The organism is Gillisella vitis (genome assembly GCF_021559775.1).
GTDB classification, from domain to species: Bacteria; Pseudomonadota; Alphaproteobacteria; order Rhizobiales; family Rhizobiaceae; genus Allorhizobium; species Allorhizobium ampelinum.
In genome coordinates, this window is sequence record NZ_CP056049.1 from 135,647 (window position 1) to 153,677 (window position 18,031).

Below are 18,031 nucleotides of genomic sequence, written 5' to 3' on the forward strand. Positions count from 1 at the left end.
ACTAATTGATGCCAACCATTGTGATTGATATGGTTGCATAAAATTCAATATTGTATTTCATTGTGAGCAATCATGATTTTCGACGAAACCCAAATAGCTTAGTCGCCTGGTCAGCGATGTTCAAGTGATTTGCGCGCCGTGGAAAACCGCCGAATTGAGATTCAATTTCCAAATTTGTGAAATAATACATCCCAGACATGAGGTTGCTGCTCCCCTTGGCGGATGCCACCATTCGCGCTGCTTGTCGAAACGAGCGCATCAAGGTTCGGCGGCCTTTTCCCCCATACGCAACGCCTTCCAATCTGGCATGTTTTAGGTTGTCTAATCTTCGACCGCCTCGGGTACAGCTTCTGCCAAAGCAAGACGCGCCAAATTTAATCTCCGGGCCAGATCGACATCCGCCAACGCCAAGGTTTTAGCCGCGAAAATTCCGGCATTCGTGGCTCCTGCTTCACCAATTGCGCAAGTCCCGACCGGTATTCCCTTGGGCATCTGAACAATGGATAGCAATGAGTCCAACCCTTTCAGCGATCGGGATTCTATCGGTACCCCAATTACAGGAAGATCGGTTAGGGAAGCTTTCATTCCGGGCAAATGCGCCGCATAGGCTGTGCCCGCGATGATGACTTTTATCCCTCGTTCTTGTGCATCAGCGGCAAATGAAAACAGCCGCTGCGGTGTGCGATGGGCAGATACAATTCTTGTCTCATAGGGAATGCTGAAACTGTCAAGAACGTCGGTAGCATGGTTCATTGTGGGTCAATCCGAGCGGCTGCCGATAATAACGGATACGATCGGTTTAGGCACGTCTGTCATATAAATCGGCTCCTATTCCACCTGCCTTCACTACGAGTCGGATTTCCCTCTATCAAGCCCCACCACAAGTCGCCCTTTTATTGCTTTAGAAAAATAAAATCTTGACACAAGATAGAAGAATCTACTTCAGGTAGTGAGCGAGCGGCAAACTCTTTGGAGATATTTCCTTCTATTCGGATATCGCAAAAAATAAAAATGTAGGATAAATTTCGATATTTGAAGGTGATTTTGACAAAATATAATCTTCAGCTGGCCTCAGATAGTTTTCTGCTCAAGCAGCGACACCATCAACAGCGGCGGTATCCGTGGCAACTCTCCGTCAGCATCCTTGATGAAGACTATGCGCCAGCTCAAAATCTGAAAATACCATTCAGCGAATTGCAATTTCGCGGCAGGCTGATCGTGTTTGAAGGGATTGATGGCAGTGGCAAGTCAACGAGCTTGCAGTCTGCGCACGACTATCTCGAAAACAACGGTATCGCGGTCGAAAAGCTCGACCTGCTTTCCCCATTTTGCCGGCAGTTGCCTTATTTCAGATCATATGCGGACGATACCTCAACCGCTTTTGATGGAACCCTTGATCAGCCTGCCTTAGGACTGGTGTGCCTTGCCGATCGGCTGCAGAGATTTCGGTCGCATTATTTCCGACTGCTTCAGGACGGTGTTTGGTTGATCTGCGACCGCTACGCTATAACGCCTATCGCCGAGGCCGCAGCACTCGGCGCAAATGCTGAAGATTTGGCCACGATGGTCAATGTCGCCTCGCGTTTGCCGAAACCTGCTATCGGTTTTCATACCACAGCGCCAGAGAATGTCGTTCTCGATAGGATACGAGCTCGTCCAAAAGACGAAGGGAAAATCCTTGATCCCCGTTTCTATCGTCGCGCGATTCAATCGGTTGCGAGCACGAGTGCGGATAACGAATTCATAACAATCGATTCCACGTTGGGGCAAGACACGGCAAATGTGCAAATATTCTCAGCGATCAATGCTGTGATCATGAAATACAAAAGTGAAATATTGTCCATATAAAAAGATTAGATGTCTAAATATATGGCAAATCCCTCTAGGGACGCCGAGGGAAAATTGAAGAAAAGAAGCAGATAGCAGCAGATTATGCTCGATAAGCACAAGTTTATATTCGATGACTTCCCGCATCAAGGCATCAGATACCTCGATTTTTATCGAATTTTTGACAAAAATCCAAACGTGAGGAACGCGGTGATCGAATGCCTTCACAAACGATATGAAGCAAGCAAGATCGATGCCGTCGCAGGGATCGGTGGGGGTGGTTTCGGTCTTGGCGCAACGCTTGCCTACGTATTGAACGTTCCGTTTCATCCAATCCGCAAGGCCAGCGATACAGTCTATGATGCGTCGGAGGCCTCCGTCGGAATGGTTTACGCCGAGCGCAAGCTTACATTGGAAAATGATGTCGTTGAGCCAGGCTCCAGGGTTGTTCATCATTGATGACACGGTCGCAGGCGGTACGTCTCTGGGTGCGCTGAGCCTTCTCAAAAACGCAGGAGCGACAGTTGTGGAAGTCGCGACCCTTTTTGAAACGATCTCCAAAAATGGTCGCAAAGCCCTGTCTCCCACACCCCTCTTTGCGATTCTCAGCTGAGACGTATTTTAATGGTGGATGTTTCAAACGCTCGGCATTTTGTCGGAGACCACTTTGAAGCAGAGTTTGCTCCAGGATCTGTCTTCGTGGGGCTAGACAGTTATCGCCTAGAGAACGTTCTAGGACACTCGCTTAGTTGGGTGAGCTATACGCTTACCTCAAATAGCTCACCGCCCAATAACCGATGGTGGCTGGTATATTTCCCGGATGGAAATCGCTATGCGTTCACTCACTCGAAATCCAACCCGCTAGAACTCTCTTCCTATTTTCCCCTGACCGGATTGGTGCAACTGGCCAGCGAGGGAGATGCAACGCTCTCTGGTAGCATCGGATCGCTCCATAATGTTCCGCGATGAGAACGACCACTTTCATTGCGTCGAACTATTCAACGACGGGACCCTCCCACTGACAATGTACGGGAAACCGTTGTAGATTTCATGGGATTACGCAAATGGGCAGCCTTAGTAGACCTTTAGACTATCCCAGTTTACGGAAACTTTTCGTCAGCATTGGTGTCTTCCATCAAGATTCATATTCAATTGCTCCGCTATATTATAAACTTACCGGACGAAGCTGCCCCGCAAGCGGGTGGACACGCCAAAATCTCTACGATTAAAGGGCCTATTAGTGGTCGGCTTCAAATCGTTTCGGTGTTACTCAAAAATTCGGTCATTCGAGGCATCCACTCTTCTAAAAAACCTATGCCCCATTTATGATTTTTCCGACTATACAATATCAGTCTCCACAATCATCCTGCCGAATGAATGATGAATTTTACCCCACCGTCGAGCATTACATGCGGGTAAAATCTTACCGGGAGATTGTCCATGTCCTCCAAAAAATTGTCAGAATATTTGTCTGATGAAAATTTGTACTATGTCCCTGAAATATTTGACTGCATGTCAACCAAAGCCGCCGAAATAAACGGCTTTAAAATGGTGATGATATCCAGCAGTGACTTCTCCTGTGCTTACACCGGCATTCCCGACCTCAAGCTTCTGACGGTTGACGAATATGCTGGCATGGCGGAACGCATTACCAATATGACGGACATGCCCCTGTTCATTGATGCTGACGAGGGGTTTGGGCGTCCGTTGCAGACATTTCAAGGATGTCGGCGGCTGGCCAAGGCGGGTGCGCAGGCGATTTTGATCACGGACCTTGCCGCCAATGGCAGGCCGGGATTGTTGCCGATTGAAGAGGCCGTCTACCGGTTCCGCGCCGCCAAGGACGGGCTTGCGGGTACGGATTGCTTGCTTCTCGCCCGCTGCGACCACAGCGTTGATACCGACTTTGACGAATTTGTAGAGCGCTGCAATCGTTACCTCGAAGTGGGCGCGGACATCATCTGCCCGCTGGAGCTTAATCGCTCGCAAAAATACGGCAGCAAGATTGCTGCGGCCAAGAAAGTGGCCGAACACGTCAAAGCCCCCTTCTGGTATCCAAACATGGAAAAGGAAAAGGCCGAGGATATCGCTAGCCTGCGGGAGTACGGCTATAAATTTGCCGGCGTCCATTATGCCTTTCGCGCCGCTATGCTGGCTATTCTGGACGCTGGTCGACACGTATTTGAGAGCGGTACCAACGAGTATATCGCAACGGCGCATGATCACACGGGTTACAAGTTTCATTATTCGCCGATGAGTGCGTTTTTTAGGGGTGGCGAGTGGGTCGATAGGGAACGCCAATACGTGTCAAACCCTGACGAGGCTTTGGCCGTGCGCCTTGAAAAACACTTCACAGGTCCTACTGACAAGTTCTGACAACATGACAGTGCCTTCGGCTGAGTAAAGACCTCCTTCAGCACCGTTACAGGGGTGTTCCCTTCAATGGAGCGGGATTGAAGGCCGCTTGCGCATGCCTGAATGCCTGCAAACAGGTGAGAAGCCATCCATTGAAGGTGGCAAGAAGGAGCATTTTTACCGTTCGATAAAAAGCCAAAATGCCGCAATCGCAATCAAAAAAATGGGGAACGAGATCGTCATGAAAACGGCTATCAAACGCAGAAACTTTATCAAAGCAGGCGCATCGCTGGCCGCATTCGGCCTGTTGGGCGATTTTGCAAACCAAGCAATGGCGAAAAGTGTCGAGGGGGGCACATTAAAAATCGGCACCAGCAATGAGCTGAATTACAACATGCTGTGCTTCGCCATGACCGGCGGCCCCTACGACTATGTCTATTCCTGGCCCATTTATGAATCGCTTTTCAAACCCAATGCCAATGGAACGATTGATCCCTGGCTTGCGGAATCGGTGGAAAGTGATGCCAAAGCGCTCACCTATACCATCCATATCCGGCGTGGCGTGACATTTTCCGATGGATCTGTGCTGAATGCGGCCGTGGTGAAATGGAATCTCGATCACTACCTGAAAGTTGGAGCAAAGCGCGTCGCCTTGCTTGGCTCCATCACGTCGGTCGATGTCGTCGACGAATATACCGTACGGTTGGTGCTCTCAAAATGGAGTTCGTTCATTCCCGCCGCGCTGTCGCGTGAGTGCGGCTATATGTTCTCACAACAGCATTATGAAAAATACGGCGATGACTATTGCCAGCAGCACCCGGTTGGAACCGGCCCCTTCGTATTGAAGGAATGGGTGCGGGATGTCAGCAAATCATTCGTGCGCAATGAACACTATTGGGGCGGCAAGGTTCTTCTCGAGGCCGTTCAGTATACGATCTACAATGACTCGCTGGTGGGGCAGGCGGCCCTGATGTCGGATGAAATCGACGTGATGATTGGACTGGGCCTGAATGGTGTCAAAACGCTCGCCGCCAACGGCTTTGATGCCCCGATTGAGCCATTGCAAGACCATGCGTCGCTGTTGGTGTTCAACTCCCTCAACACCAGCAATGATGATCCGATGGGCAATTTGCTGGTGCGCCAAGCCATCAGCCATGCCATCAACAGAAAATCGATCATAGAGGCGGCATTTCTGGGCTATGCCGATATTGCCAGCCAGTTTGGTATTGGCAGCCATTTCGTCAACAAGGACATCGTCGGTTACGATTACAATGTTGCCAAGGCGAAGGAACTGCTTGCGAAAGCGGGGTTTCCTCAAGGCTTCTCGACAAAAATTCAGGCGGCCGCCAGCGATACCAACAAGATCGTCCTGCAAATCATGCAGGCTGATCTGGCCAAAGTCGGCATACAAGCCAAAATCGAGTTGCTGACGGGGGCTGCTTCCAACAAGGCTGAAACCGGTTGGGGAAGCGGCATGTGGTACCACACATCCAGCGTCTATGTGGATGTGGCCATGCAAATGTCGAGCATGTTTCCAAAAGGACTCACCGGCGGTGTTCTTGGCCTGACCACCATGTTGCGCCCCGATGATGTCAGTGATGCGCTTGTACGGGCCGTATCATCCACCTCGGATGCGGAATCGGTCAAAGCGGTTGGTGAAGCCAACAAGATGATGATCGACACCTACGCACTCTACGTGCCGATTGCACAATATTCGACGATTTACGTTCTCAGCAAGCGCGTCAAGGCATCAGGTATCGGCGCGACATTCTTCTCCGTCGCCTCTCTCTCCACCGCGTATCTCGACACGTGATCACCTATCTCCTGAAACGGCTGGCTGTTGCTGGCTTCCTGATGCTGCTGGTATCCGCGCTGGTCTTTTTGCTGATGCGCGGATTACCGGGCGATCCTGCGCTGATTGCGCTCGGCGATTCCGCATCCGCTGATGCTATTGATGCCTATCGCAACCGCATGGGGCTCAACGATCCCTTGATTGTGCAGTATGTTCATTGGATCACGGGCATCTTGCTGCGGTGGGATTTCGGCAAGTCGGTGCTGAACGAGCAGAATGTCTCGCTCATGATCAGCCAAAGGCTGCCCAATACACTGACGATTGGCATTCCCTCGATCATTTTGGGGATCATTCTGGGCCTGCCGATCGGCATTTTGAGCGCAATCACCAGAGGTACGTGGATCGATCAGAGCTTCACTCTGATTGTGAACGCTTTTCTGGGAACGCCGAGGTTTCTGGTGGCGATTTTTGGCGTTTTCATTCTCGCCTTCAAGCTGAGGCTCATTCCTCTTCAGGGCTACACACCGCCGTGGGTGGATTTGGCGGCCTATGCGCACAAAGCGATATGGCCTGTCTTTATCAACAGCATCTATATCTTCGCGGTTCTGGCCCGCTACACACGCTCCAACCTGCTTGAAGTGATGACGCAGGATTATATCCGAACGGCGCGCGCCAACGGCCTGTCCGAGACGCGGGTTATTTTCCGCCACGCGCTGAAAAACGGTCTGATCCCGGTTGTGACCATCATCGGGTTGCAGATGCCGCAAATTATCGCGGGCGCGGTGATTATCGAGTCCATCTTCAACATCCCCGGCGTTGGGCAACTGGTGCTCAATGGCGTTTTAAACCGGGATTATCTGGTTGTGCAGGCGGCGGTGCTGGTGATTTCCATGGCAACGATTGCATCCAACCTGATGGTGGACCTGACCTACGCCCTGATCGATCCGCGCATAAAGAGAATGTCATGGTGATGCCGATATGACGAAAACAAGCGCAACCGTAAATGAGCCTATCCAACGCAGCGCTGGCAGAATGCTGGCGGGCCGTCTTTTCGCACGTGGTTTAATCGTTCAGGCCTGCTTTGCAATTCTTGTCCTGTTTGGGCTTTTGGCCCTGTTTGCCGACCTTGTCGCACCCTATGACCCCAATGCGCAGGATCTGGTGGCAGCGCTGCAAACGCCATCTGTAGCCCATTGGCTTGGGCAAGACAGCCTCGGCCGTGATGTGTTGAGCCGCATCATCTATGGCGGGCGTATTTCCATGGCCGTCAGCGTCATGGCAGGCATTCTGGCCGCCATTGCGGGCATTGGTTTTGGCCTATACGCGGGCTATGTGGGTGGCAAACCCAGCCGTTTTATCATGGGCTGTACCGATGTGCTGCTCAGTGTGCCCAATCTGGTTTTTTCCCTCATTCTTGTGGCCATTCTGGGCAGTGGAGTTTTGAGCGTTGTGCTTGCCATTGGCATCGGATTCATCCCCACCTACATCCGCATGGTCAACGGGTTGGTCTTATCGTTGCGCGAGCATGACTATATTCTGGCCGCGCGCCTGATTGGTCAAAAGCCGCATTCCATTCTTTTGAGGCATCTGTTGCCCAATAGTTTTCCGACCCTGATTGTGCTGTTTACCATCAATCTGGGCAATGGCGTACTGACGGAATCGACCCTCAGCTACCTTGGCGTCGGCATAGGGCCGCCAACGGCATCGTGGGGCAGCATGGTGTCGGATGTTTATCCTTATCTCATGGGTGCCCCGTGGCTGGTGGTCAGCCCTGCGCTTTGCATTATCCTGGTGATCATTGCCTTCAATGTGGTGGGTGACAGCCTGCGCGATGCGCTTGATCCTCGCTTAAAGGGGAAATTGTGATGACCCAGACCCCTCACTTGCTAGAGGTCAATAACCTCAGAACATCCTTCTTCACCGAGGACGGTGAAGTGAAAGCTGTCAATGATGTTTCCTATCATCTTGATCAGGGGGAAGTGATTGCCATTGTTGGAGAAAGCGGCTGTGGAAAGTCCATCACCCAGCTTTCTGTGATCCAGCTTGTTCAATCTCCCCCCGGCAAAATATTGAGTGGAGAAGTCATTTTCGATGGGCAGTCCCTGTTGCAATACAAACCCACGTCCAAGGAAATGCGCGCCGTGCGTGGGGCGGGAATTGCGATGATTTTCCAGGAACCCATGACCTCCCTGAACCCTGTGCTCACCGTTGGCCAGCAGCTTTCAGAAGTGATCATGGTGCATGCCCGTGTGAGCAAGAAGCAGGCCTGGCAACGGGGAATCAAGGCACTTGAAGCCGTGGGCATTCCCGATCCCGTGGCACGCATGAAAAACTATCCTTTTGAGATGAGCGGCGGCATGCGGCAACGCGTGATGATCGCCACCGCCGTCGCGTGCAACTCCAAGGTTTTGATTGCGGACGAGCCGACAACGGCGCTGGACGTGACCACGCAAGCGCAGGTCATGGAACTGTTGCTGGATCTGGTCGATAGCCACGGAAAATCTCTGATCATCATCACCCATAATCTCGGGCTGGTATCGCGCTATGCCAAGCGGGTTTATGTGATGTATGCCGGAAAGGTTGTTGAATCCGGCACAACCGAGCAATTGCTCACCGCGCCGAAACATCCCTATACCCAAGGGCTTCTCAACTCGATGCCAAAACTGGAAGGCAACAAGAATGATGATCTTGTTCCCATTCAGGGCGCTCCACCGCGCTTGAACGGCCTGCCGGATCAATGTGCGTTTTTGCCCAGATGTCCGGCCGCGCAAAGCCGATGCGCTGATAGTTCTTTTCCGCCCCTGCGAACAGTCGGGGCGCAAGGCCATACTGCGGCTTGCCACCTTGCTGAAATGGATGCAGACAGACTGATTGCCGGAGTGCGGACATGAAAGAGCAAGTGATGTCGGATGATCCGCTGCTCGTGGTGGAAAACCTCCGGAAATATTTTCCAATCCGCCAAGGCTTTACCCGTGAAAAAATTGGCGACATCAAGGCGGTGGATGATGTGTCGTTCAGCATCCACAAAGGGGAAACCTTTGGCCTTGTCGGCGAAAGTGGCTGCGGCAAGACCACAACGGGCAAAAGCGTGCTGGGCATCAACAATCCGGTCGAAGGCAAGATCCTGTATAAAGGACAGGATCTCGCGCGGTTGAGCGAGCGCGAATTCCGCCCCTATCGCCGTGAATTGCAACTTATTTTTCAAGACCCCTATGGCTCACTCGATCCACGGCAATCCGCAGCATCCATTCTTGACGAAGCCATTCAATCCGGTGGCGAGGGCCTTACGACAGGAGAAATGCGCGCAAGGGTCCACGACCTGTTGGACATCGTTGAGCTTGGAAACGCCATGGGGCGGCGCTACCCGCATGAAATGAGTGGCGGCCAAAGACAGCGTCTGGGCATCGCCCGCGCGCTGGCCTGCAAGCCGGAATTGATTGTGTGCGACGAGCCAGTTTCGGCGCTTGATGTGTCCATTCAGGCGCAGATTATCAATCTTTTCAAATCCATTCAGAAAGAGCTTGGCATAACCTACCTGTTTGTCGCCCATGATCTGGCGGTGGTCAGGCATATCAGCCACCATATCGGGGTGATGTATCTTGGGCGCCTGGTGGAGGTGACAAATGCCGAACAGCTCTATTCGGATGCCCGCCATCCCTATACCAAGGCGCTGTTATCGGCCATTCCGATTACCGATTACTATGCCGAGCAAAAGCGGGAACGGATCGTGCTTCGCGGTGAAGTGCCAAGCCCGATGAACAAGCCATCCGGCTGTCCGTTTCATCCACGCTGTGCGCAGGCAACAGCCGAGTGTAAGGAAATCGTGCCCGAGTTACGCAGCGTAGGACAAAACCACACCGCAGCTTGCCATCATGTCTAACAGGATTGCACAATCAACATAAACGGTCTCAGACACGGCACACGGTGCCATCATGTGCACAGCAGAGGACAGATATCGTGCTTGATACGCTCACAATGCCGCCACCAGACAAGATCCTCGCCTTGATGCCGATCTTTAGGCAGGATAGCCGCAGCCACAAGCTTGATCTCGGTGTTGGCGTCTATCGTGATGCATCGGGCATAACCCCTGTGCTGCGGGCTGTCAAAAAAGCTGAAGCGCGGATTTTGCGGGACCAGACCACAAAGGCTTATATTGGTCCTGCGGGTGATGCGACCTATTGCGATCTCATGACAAAACTGGTCTTTGCAGATCACGCACCAGTTGAGCGCATCCGTGCCATACAGACGCCGGGCGGGGCTGGCGCGCTGACGGTCATCTGCGGTCTGATTGCCAAGGCAGCGCCAAACGCAACCCTGCTGGTGCCCGATCCAACATGGGTCAATCATCTATCGATCATCGAGGATAATGGTTTGGCGGTGAACCGCTGGCCCTATCTTGATCCCACCACGGGCGAAGTTGATTTCGAGGCGTTGAAGCAGGCGGTTTGCTCGGCAAAAGCGGGTGACGTGATCTTGCTGCATGGTTGCTGTCATAACCCCACCGGCACGGATCTCAATCAGGCGCAATGGCGTGAACTTGGCGCACTGTTGGCTGAAAAGGGCATCGTGCCGTTTATCGACATTGCCTATCAGGGTTTCGGTGATGGCCTTGATGAAGATGCATTTGGCGTGCGGTACCTCGCCACCTTGGTTCCTGAAATGCTGGTTGCCTCTTCATGCTCCAAGAATTTCGGCATCTACCGTGATCGTACAGGCGTGGCCTTTGTACTGGGCCAGACACAGAAACAGGCCGAAATTGCTGCCGCACAGATGGTGGTCAGGGCCCGTATTGCCTATTCTATGCCCCCGGATCATGGCTCCCGCATTGTCAGCACCATCCTTCAGGATGCGGATCTATCGGCAGACTGGCGAGCAGAACTGGAGGACATGCGCAATAACATCATCGGCCTGCGTCAAGCGCTTGCCAAGGCGTTCCAACTTAGAACCCAGAGCAACCGCTATGATTTCCTCACCGCCAACAAGGGTATGTTTTCTCAGCTGGGCGTGACACCGCAACAGGTCGAGCGATTGCGCAACGAGTTTGCAATTTACATGGTTGAGGACAGTCGTATCAACATTGCGGGGCTGCGCCATGAGCAGATCAACAGTTTTGTGGAAGCAGTGGTGAGCGTGACACGCTGAAACGCTTATCGCGCAAGGCCTTCATGCAATTTCTTGCCAAACAGATCGACCAGCGTTTTCATCACGGCGCGCTCAGCGCCGGACAGCTCCCGATCAGCGGAAAAAATGATGGAGAGTGTCCCGGAAATTTCTTCCTGATTGATCTTTATAGCCACAAGACGCCCGGTCTCCAGGTCTTTTTGCACAGAAGAGGCCGGCAAGATTGTGCAAAGACTGGCGCGGCGAACCATGGCGATGGCCAGTGCAAGAGAGCCGACTTCAATCTTCGAATGCGGCTCCAGATTACGCGCGTGGGTGGCTGCAGCAAAACTCTGGTGAATGCTGAGATGGCGCGCACCCAGCACAAGCGGCAGTTCGCAGACTTCGGCCAGATTGATCTCGCTGCGTCCGCCAAAATTGAACCGCGGATTGGCAACCACCGACAATGGCTCGCTGGGGCCAAGCAGCACGCGTGGAAACTGAGGCTGGACCACCCCGACAATAGCAAGATTCAGCTCACCAGAACGAACTTTGTCATGAAGGACCGTGTTTGAGGCTTCCGTTATTTCCATTTTCAGCGAGGGATGCTGAATGCTGATCGTTGTCAGCGCCTCAGCAATCTTTTCGGTCAAGGCGCTATCGTGGCCGGAGCTGGGCAACATGCCAATCGAGACGCGGTGCTGGGTATGGGCCGCAATATCGCCGGATTGCCGCGACAGCCGATCCTGCCGCTTCTCCAACTCTGCCATCAGGGGCCAAAGATTAATGCCCGCATCGGTTGGCGTGGCACCCTCCTTGCTGCGCTCAAAGAGAGGCGTTCCCAGAGCCGCTTCCATGGAATGAAGCTGCGCCGACACGGATGACTGGGCGAGATTGGCCACGCGCGCTGCCGATGAAATACCGCCGCAGCGGTGGACAAGATTGAAATAGTGCATCTGTCGCGCCGTCAGATGTGGGTCAAACACAACGTTCTGCTCTTCACCTTCGATGTTTTCGCGCAAAAGCGCTATAAAATGTTGTGCTTTTGCTTTCAGCGCGCCACTCGTGCCGACGCGCACCATGGACACCAGAGGTGGTGCCAGCGTTTCACGATAAATGCGGCTGATCCCCAGCCGATTGGCCACCATGCTGAAGGGTAACAAAAACCGCATATGCGGAAAATCCGAGAGAAGACGCCCGAGTTCTGCTGGCCCTGCATCTACAAATTTCAGCCGCGCGGACAAACCATGCTGATCCGCATAATGGGCAACGATCTGCATTTGGTGCGCGCTCATCCTGACAACAGCCAGAATATCCGTATCGGTTTTAATGTCTGTGACCGGATCGGTGGCGCTGACGGCAATCCACGGGTCGCGATACAGCAATTCAGTCACAGGATCTTCTCGGAAAGACTGCTCGCTATGGCAGCCGATCTCAATCGTTGCGCAACGTTCGGCCGGGATATGATCCATTGGCTCCGTAACGAAGCCACCGCTTGCCGCACTGGCTGTGTCGAGAAACTGGCAGGATATAAAGGTCTCGGGATGCTGTAAGCCCATTTGCTGAATGGCGCAGCTCACCGCCTTGGCCATTCTGCCGATGGAAAAATTCAGATCGATCCGAACGGACAGCTTTTCCATCCGGTTTGCAGAAATAGCCAGACTGCGTCTTGAAAATTCCTCCAGATGTAAAAGTGCTGCCGCATTTCGATAAAGCCAAAAGGCGGATGGCAACAGACCAAGATAGCGCCCTTTGCGCTCAAAAAGCTTCATATGCAGGCGGTCTTCCAAGCCGTGCAGAGCAGCGCTTAAAACAGACGGCGCTATTCCCAGCTCGCGAGACGAGTTGGAAATGCTGGGATTCTGGCATGCCAGAACGAATTTCGCGAGAGGCTTGAGCTCAATGCCGTAATGGTCCATGCGCCGAGCATAGGGTTAAGGTGCCCGGCTCTCAAGGGAGGCATCAACGATTTCCGAGAGGGTGCTATGCAAATCTCAAACCATTTCAACCTATTCGGGATTTTATGCCAAGCCTGCTTGGCGCGCATTGATGCATCTATCGCAATACGTGCAGTTCTATTTTTCCGATGGGCCAGTTGGGACGGGCGCGGGTATACAACGCATGCACCGAATCCCATAGTTCAAGGGCATTTCACTGTTCTTCGAAAGTGGGTTCCCGTGGCACACAATGCTCGTCCAGACACCAACCAGCCAGAAAACAAACTGCATGAAGGTTTGAAAGACCAATCATGCCGAACCATGATGGCTGCGTTGCAAAAGCAGGGCGAGTTGCTCATTGTCGATGAAGAAATCGATCCCGTTTATGATCTTTCGGCCTTGCTGTCTTTGACACACGAAACACATGCGGTTCGCATCAACAAGGTCAAGGGATCAGCCTTTCCGGTGTTCGGCAACCTTCTTTCAAGCCTTGATCGTATAGCGCTGGCGCTGGATGTTCCACGCGCATCGATCCAGTCCACCTTACTGGCGTCGGTGCAAAAGCCGGTTGCGCCGGTCGTTGTGGAAAATGCTCCTGTTCAGCAGCAGCGTTTTGAAGAGGGTGTGCTGGCGCGCCTGCCTGTTCCGACGTTTTTCGACAAGGAAACCGGCCCCTATATCAGCGCGGGCATGATGATTGCCCGTGATCCGGAAACTGGCCTTGGCAATGCCTCTTACGCACGCCTGAAAATCCTGAGCCCGACAGAGGCGCTGATTGGCATTGCCCCGAACCACCATCTGGCCATCATGGCCCGAAAGGCTGCCGACAAGGGTGAAGCCCTGCCGTTTGCCGTTGTTCTGGGTGCTCATCCGGCCATTCAGTTGGCTGCCTGCCTCTATTTGGGCCTCGGTGATGACGAGATGCATTGCGCCGGTGCGCTGCTGGGTGAGCCGGTGCGCATGGCCCGTTGCTACAACAGTGATATTCTGGTGCCCTCTGATGCAGAGATTGTGATTGAAGGGCATATCCATGCCAATACGCCGATTGTCGAAGGGTTGGTCTCGGAATATCACGGCATGTATGAGGATTATGGCAGCGGCGTACTGGCGACGTTTGAGAGCATGTCAGCCCGCAAGGATGCGATGTTTCAGGTGATCTTGCCCGGTTATCATGCCGAGCACATCTATATTGCTGCCGTTCCCATCGCCGTGAGCCTGAAGGCCCAGCTTGCCCGTGTGATTATGAATGTCGGTGAAGTGGCGGTGACGGCGTCTGGCTGTGGCCGCACCGATGTTGTGGTGCAGATCGACAAGCCACGGCCCGGCCAAGCCCGCCGCGCCATGGCCATCTGCTGGGGTGCGGTTTCCATTGTAAAATCCGTGACGATTGTGGATACCGATGTTGACCCGTGGGACATCAACGCCGTTGAACTGGCAAAATCCACCCGTATGCGGGTAGACCGGGATATTCTGATCATTCCGGGCATGCCCGCTGATCGCTCCGAGCCGCAGGAAGAGGCAGGCATGGTGGCCAAGATTGGCTATGATGCCACCTGCAAAGCCGGAGACCGCAAGGAAGGTTATGACAAGGCGCTACCGCCCGAGGCGTCTTACGAGCGCATGCGCCGCGTCATCGCGGCGATCAAACCGGAGGGCGCGGTTTGAAACGCCTGATCATCGCGATAACCGGGGCGTCCGGTGCCTGTTATGGGGTTCGCGCTCTGGAAATGCTGTGCGACATTGATGGTATTGAGAGCCATCTCATTATTTCTCCCGCAGGACTGCGCACGGCGATTGAAGAAGAAGCAGTGGAGAGCGCTGACCAGATTCGTCAACTGGCTGATGTCGTTCACAGCCACAAGGATATCGGGGCATCTATTGCTTCAGGCTCGTTTCGGGCGCATGGCATGTTGGTGGCACCGTGCTCAATTAAGACCCTGAGCAGCATTGCCAATTGCTATAATGATGATCTCATTACCCGTGCCGCAGATGTCTGCCTCAAGGAGCGGCGGCGCGTTGTGTTGATGGTGCGCGAAACGCCCTTGCATGCCGGGCATATCGCGCTGATGGATCAAGCGACACGCAACGGTGCGATTATCATGCCGCCGGTGCCGGGATTCTACACACAGCCCAAAACATTGGCCGATCTGGTGAGCCAGACCGTTGGCCGGGCGCTTGATCTGTTTGACATTGATCACCCGTCCGTCCGTCGCTGGAAGCAGGAGGGTGATGCTTGACCCATTGATACGTTGGCCCAGCAATCGCGGGGCAGATGTTATTCGCCGTTCAAAAAACAAGGGGAACTGCGGTGGTTCGTATGAACTGCCGTATAACGGAGAAAACCATGGCTAAAATATTAAAATATTGCGAAAACCTCGCATCCAGATCTGCGCGCGCTGTGACTGTGACGCTGACTTTGCTTGGGGCAAGTGCGGCAATTTATGGCATCAACGCCCCATTGGCCATCGCTGAAGAGCAGCCCGTCAAGGGTGGCGAAATGACCATTATCAATGGCTCAGACATCAAGAGTTGGGACCCGGCCATTATCGGCGGCACCTATCCGGGTGGCCCCATGGATATGTTGGATGCCATCTATGGCTTTCTTGTCTATGTGGACGTGGATGGCAAGGTACAGGGCGGCATGGCCAAGAGCCTGACCAGCGTGGATGCCAAAGTCTGGACACTGACATTGCGCGACGGTGTGAAGTTTACCGATGGTGGCTCTTACGATGCCGAGGCGGTAAAATTCAACTGGGAGCGTCAGGCCACGCCTGACACTCTTTCACCTTCACAAGGCTTTGTCGCCTCGTGGATTGGTGGTGTGAAGATTGTTGATCCTTTGACACTTGAGATCACACTGCCAAAGCCGGATCGCAATTTTGGTTCTTCGCTGGCGCAATTGGCTCCCTTTATTGCCTCGCCGCAAGCGCTGAAAGCCGCCAAGACCAAAACCGATATCAAGCCGGTTGGGGCCGGTGCCTTTGTGCTTGATAGCTGGAACCAGGGCATTTCGATGAGCATGAAGCGCAATTCGCAATATTGGGATCAGCCGCGCCCCTATCTCGACACGTTGAAATTTGCCATCATCCCCGAGACCAACAGCCGCATCGCCACCGTGGTTCAGGGTGGAGCAACGATGATGGCGGGTTATCCCTATCAGTTCGGATCAAACGCCAAGGCCGCAGGCGTTACCACTCATGAAATTCCAATCCCCGGTCTCTATCGCGCATACTTTAACCAGAAGAGTGGTGCCTTCACCGACCAGCGGGCGCGTGAAGCTTTCTACGAGGCGATCAATCCGTCTAAGTTGATGCAGGCCTATACACAGGTCAGCGGTTACGACATTCCGACCAATTATTTCACCAAGTCGTCGCCCTTTTATGATCCGACCTATAAACTCCCAACCTACAATCCCAAACACGCTCAGGAATTGTTCGACCAGCTCGCCAAGGATGGCAAGCCATTCAACATCAAGCTTGTGACCTATTCCAACTCGGATTTGAAACGTCTGGCCTCCTACCTGCAACAGGCTTTGAGTGCCTATGATAACGTCACGGTCAATCTTCAGCTGGTTGATCAGGCCATGCTCAGCCCGACCTGTAAGGGGCAGATGAATTTCGATTTCTGCGTCGATGGCGGCGTGCTGGTGGCCAATGGTGCAGAACCGATCATTTCCAACCTGCTCAGCTCAAACGGCAATGACAATTGGGGCAAATACAACAGCACGGATATGGATAAAGAGCTGGCAGAAGCCAACGCCACCATGGACGCGGCTGCGGTAAAGGCGGCCTATGCCAAGGTGCAAAAGCGGGTAGCAACAGACCTTCCGCTTTACATTTTCGGTGCCGAGACTCGCTTCCTGCTGCTGCGCAATACCACAGGCGGCATCGTGCCCTCCAACGGCGGCATTTTGCAAAAGCAATATCTCTACGTCTGCAAGGACGCCTGCGCGTCAAAAACCGCGAAGTAAGACAATCCAATAGATTGGCGAACCGCAGGTTCGGTTCGCCAATGTTCTCCTCAAGGTGTTGATCCATGTTTGATAAACGGCCCAGAACCACATTTCGCGAGCTCTTCTCCAAAGAGCAGGTTTTCACCCCCTGCGTTTGGGATTGCTATTCGGCCAAGGCGGCAGAAATGGCGGGGTTCAAGGCCATTCTGCTTAGTGGTGCATCGCTGGGTTTCAGCATGTCTGGTGTTCCCGATATGGGATTGCACAATCAGGAAGAACTGATCTGGGCCACCGACCGCATTGCCGACTATTCACCTCTGCCGCTCATCATTGATGCCGATGATTGCTTCGGCGATGTTGCCCAAGCCTACCGGACATGTCGGAGACTGGCAAAGGCCGGAGCTGCCGCCATTCTGCTGGAAGACACACCCAATGAGCGCGGCTATGCCCGCTTTGGCCGCGCCATGGAGGCCGCGACGCTGGCAGGCAAGGTGGATGGCAATGTCGATCACCCCGTGGTGTCGCAAGAATTGTGGTTGGCCAAGATCAAGGCAGCCCTCGACGCCTGCGCAGGCACGGATTGTGTGGTGATTGCCCGCACCGAATCCAAGCTGGAAAAGGGTCTGGATGATGCGATTGAGCGCTGCGTGCGCGCTGAAGAACTCGGCGCTGAAATGACCTATGTGCATGGCCTGCGCACCTTGGAAGAATGCCAGAAGGTGGCCAAGGCTCTGCCCGGCTGGAAGATGTTTGGTGATGTAGCAACCGTTGGTGGCAAGGCCTTTGTTGAGCTGGAAGATATCGCCGCCCTCGGCTTTAACATGGTCACCATGCATTATCTCGAGAAAGGCTCGATGTACGGCATGATGGATTTTGGCCGCCGCGTTTTTGCCGATCGCAGCACCCGCTATTCCGACGACCACACCATGGGCGGCTATTCCACGCAAGAGCAGCGCCAGATGCTGGAGCGCGACATCGGCTGGATGGATGCGGAAGAAGAATGGAAAAAAATCTGAAAGTCTGTCCCATAATTGTCGCTGGCGGGCTGCAAATGGCAATTTCGGCGCT

15 protein-coding genes are annotated in these 18,031 nt (G+C 53.5%); 13 read left to right on the forward strand and 2 right to left on the reverse strand.

Features of this window, described 5'->3' with window-relative positions; translation table 11 throughout:
* Positions 1-321: 321 nt before the first annotated feature.
* Positions 322-753, reverse strand: coding sequence for a 5-(carboxyamino)imidazole ribonucleotide mutase (gene purE / locus AVCG78_RS22700; RefSeq protein ID WP_234665170.1), 432 nt, complete (start codon positions 751-753; stop codon positions 322-324).
* 285 nt (positions 754-1,038) lie between these two features.
* On the opposite strand from purE, the gene AVCG78_RS22705 reads away from it, so the two are divergent.
* The 9 genes from AVCG78_RS22705 (at position 1,039) to AVCG78_RS22745 (ending at position 11,116) form a co-directional block, all read left to right on the forward strand.
* Positions 1,039-1,848, forward strand: coding sequence for a hypothetical protein (locus AVCG78_RS22705; RefSeq protein WP_234665174.1), 810 nt, complete (start codon positions 1,039-1,041; stop codon positions 1,846-1,848).
* A gap of 84 nt (positions 1,849-1,932) precedes the next feature.
* Positions 1,933-2,286: a hypothetical protein gene (locus AVCG78_RS22710; protein WP_071206056.1), complete on the forward strand. Its 354-nt coding sequence runs from the start codon at positions 1,933-1,935 to the stop codon at positions 2,284-2,286.
* Between the two features lie 981 nt (positions 2,287-3,267).
* Positions 3,268-4,203 carry an isocitrate lyase/PEP mutase family protein gene (locus AVCG78_RS22715; RefSeq protein WP_071206059.1) on the forward strand — a complete coding sequence of 312 codons (936 nt, stop codon included), beginning with the start codon at positions 3,268-3,270 and terminating at the stop codon, positions 4,201-4,203.
* A 220-nt stretch (positions 4,204-4,423) separates the two neighbouring features.
* Positions 4,424-5,995, forward strand: coding sequence for an ABC transporter substrate-binding protein (locus AVCG78_RS22720; protein ID WP_234665171.1), 1,572 nt, complete (start codon positions 4,424-4,426; stop codon positions 5,993-5,995).
* Positions 5,992-6,945: an ABC transporter permease gene (locus AVCG78_RS22725; protein WP_081355463.1), complete on the forward strand. Its 954-nt coding sequence runs from the start codon at positions 5,992-5,994 to the stop codon at positions 6,943-6,945. Before AVCG78_RS22720 ends, AVCG78_RS22725 begins: the two co-directional genes overlap by 4 nt.
* Positions 6,946-6,952: 7 nt before the next feature.
* A complete protein-coding gene (locus AVCG78_RS22730; RefSeq protein ID WP_071206063.1) occupies positions 6,953-7,840 on the forward strand; it encodes an ABC transporter permease in 888 nt (295 codons plus the stop codon).
* Positions 7,840-8,865 (forward strand): ABC transporter ATP-binding protein, encoded by a 1,026-nt coding sequence (locus AVCG78_RS22735; protein WP_071206065.1) that lies wholly within the window; start codon positions 7,840-7,842, stop codon positions 8,863-8,865. The genes AVCG78_RS22730 and AVCG78_RS22735 overlap by 1 nt, the downstream gene beginning before the upstream one ends.
* The gene (locus AVCG78_RS22740; RefSeq protein WP_071206066.1) at positions 8,862-9,854 is read left to right on the forward strand and encodes an ABC transporter ATP-binding protein; all 993 of its coding nucleotides are present in this window, start codon (positions 8,862-8,864) and stop codon (positions 9,852-9,854) included. The genes AVCG78_RS22735 and AVCG78_RS22740 overlap by 4 nt, the downstream gene beginning before the upstream one ends.
* A 77-nt stretch (positions 9,855-9,931) precedes the next feature.
* Positions 9,932-11,116: an amino acid aminotransferase gene (locus AVCG78_RS22745; RefSeq protein WP_081355462.1), complete on the forward strand. Its 1,185-nt coding sequence runs from the start codon at positions 9,932-9,934 to the stop codon at positions 11,114-11,116.
* A 5-nt stretch (positions 11,117-11,121) separates the two neighbouring features.
* On the opposite strand, the gene AVCG78_RS22750 is transcribed toward AVCG78_RS22745, so the two are convergent.
* Entirely contained in the window at positions 11,122-12,993 is a 1,872-nt protein-coding gene (locus AVCG78_RS22750; protein ID WP_071206070.1) for a LysR family transcriptional regulator, read from the reverse strand.
* 339 nt (positions 12,994-13,332) lie between these two features.
* Between AVCG78_RS22750 and AVCG78_RS22755 the strand changes: the two genes are divergently transcribed.
* The 4 genes from AVCG78_RS22755 to AVCG78_RS22770 all read left to right on the forward strand — a co-directional run bounded on the left by AVCG78_RS22755 (position 13,333) and on the right by AVCG78_RS22770 (position 17,979).
* Positions 13,333-14,676 (forward strand): UbiD family decarboxylase, encoded by a 1,344-nt coding sequence (locus AVCG78_RS22755; protein WP_234891522.1) that lies wholly within the window; start codon positions 13,333-13,335, stop codon positions 14,674-14,676.
* On the forward strand, positions 14,673-15,248 hold the full coding sequence (locus tag AVCG78_RS22760) for a UbiX family flavin prenyltransferase (protein WP_071206072.1): 576 nt from the start codon (positions 14,673-14,675) through the stop codon (positions 15,246-15,248). Before AVCG78_RS22755 ends, AVCG78_RS22760 begins: the two co-directional genes overlap by 4 nt.
* A gap of 107 nt (positions 15,249-15,355) precedes the next feature.
* Complete coding sequence (locus AVCG78_RS22765; RefSeq protein ID WP_071206074.1) at positions 15,356-16,981, forward strand: ABC transporter substrate-binding protein; 1,626 nt, start codon at positions 15,356-15,358, stop codon at positions 16,979-16,981.
* 65 nt (positions 16,982-17,046) lie between these two features.
* Positions 17,047-17,979: an isocitrate lyase/PEP mutase family protein gene (locus tag AVCG78_RS22770; RefSeq protein WP_071206076.1), complete on the forward strand. Its 933-nt coding sequence runs from the start codon at positions 17,047-17,049 to the stop codon at positions 17,977-17,979.
* Positions 17,980-18,031 lie beyond the last annotated feature (52 nt).

Bases quoted from the DNA above. Each gene is read 5' to 3' on its own strand.
- AVCG78_RS22715 (WP_071206059.1), top strand. From the start codon at position 3,268: ATGTCCTCCAAAAAATTGTCAGAATATTTGTCTGATGAAAATTTGTAC.
- purE (WP_234665170.1), bottom strand. From the start codon at position 753: ATGAACCATGCTACCGACGTTCTTGACAGTTTCAGCATTCCCTATGAG.
- AVCG78_RS22720 (WP_234665171.1), top strand. From the start codon at position 4,424: ATGAAAACGGCTATCAAACGCAGAAACTTTATCAAAGCAGGCGCATCG.
- AVCG78_RS22755 (WP_234891522.1), top strand. From the start codon at position 13,333: ATGATGGCTGCGTTGCAAAAGCAGGGCGAGTTGCTCATTGTCGATGAA.
- AVCG78_RS22765 (WP_071206074.1), top strand. From the start codon at position 15,356: ATGGCTAAAATATTAAAATATTGCGAAAACCTCGCATCCAGATCTGCG.
- AVCG78_RS22750 (WP_071206070.1), bottom strand. From the start codon at position 12,993: ATGGACCATTACGGCATTGAGCTCAAGCCTCTCGCGAAATTCGTTCTG.
- AVCG78_RS22710 (WP_071206056.1), top strand. From the start codon at position 1,933: ATGCTCGATAAGCACAAGTTTATATTCGATGACTTCCCGCATCAAGGC.
- AVCG78_RS22740 (WP_071206066.1), top strand. From the start codon at position 8,862: ATGAAAGAGCAAGTGATGTCGGATGATCCGCTGCTCGTGGTGGAAAAC.
- AVCG78_RS22770 (WP_071206076.1), top strand. From the start codon at position 17,047: ATGTTTGATAAACGGCCCAGAACCACATTTCGCGAGCTCTTCTCCAAA.
- AVCG78_RS22735 (WP_071206065.1), top strand. From the start codon at position 7,840: ATGACCCAGACCCCTCACTTGCTAGAGGTCAATAACCTCAGAACATCC.
- AVCG78_RS22730 (WP_071206063.1), top strand. From the start codon at position 6,953: ATGACGAAAACAAGCGCAACCGTAAATGAGCCTATCCAACGCAGCGCT.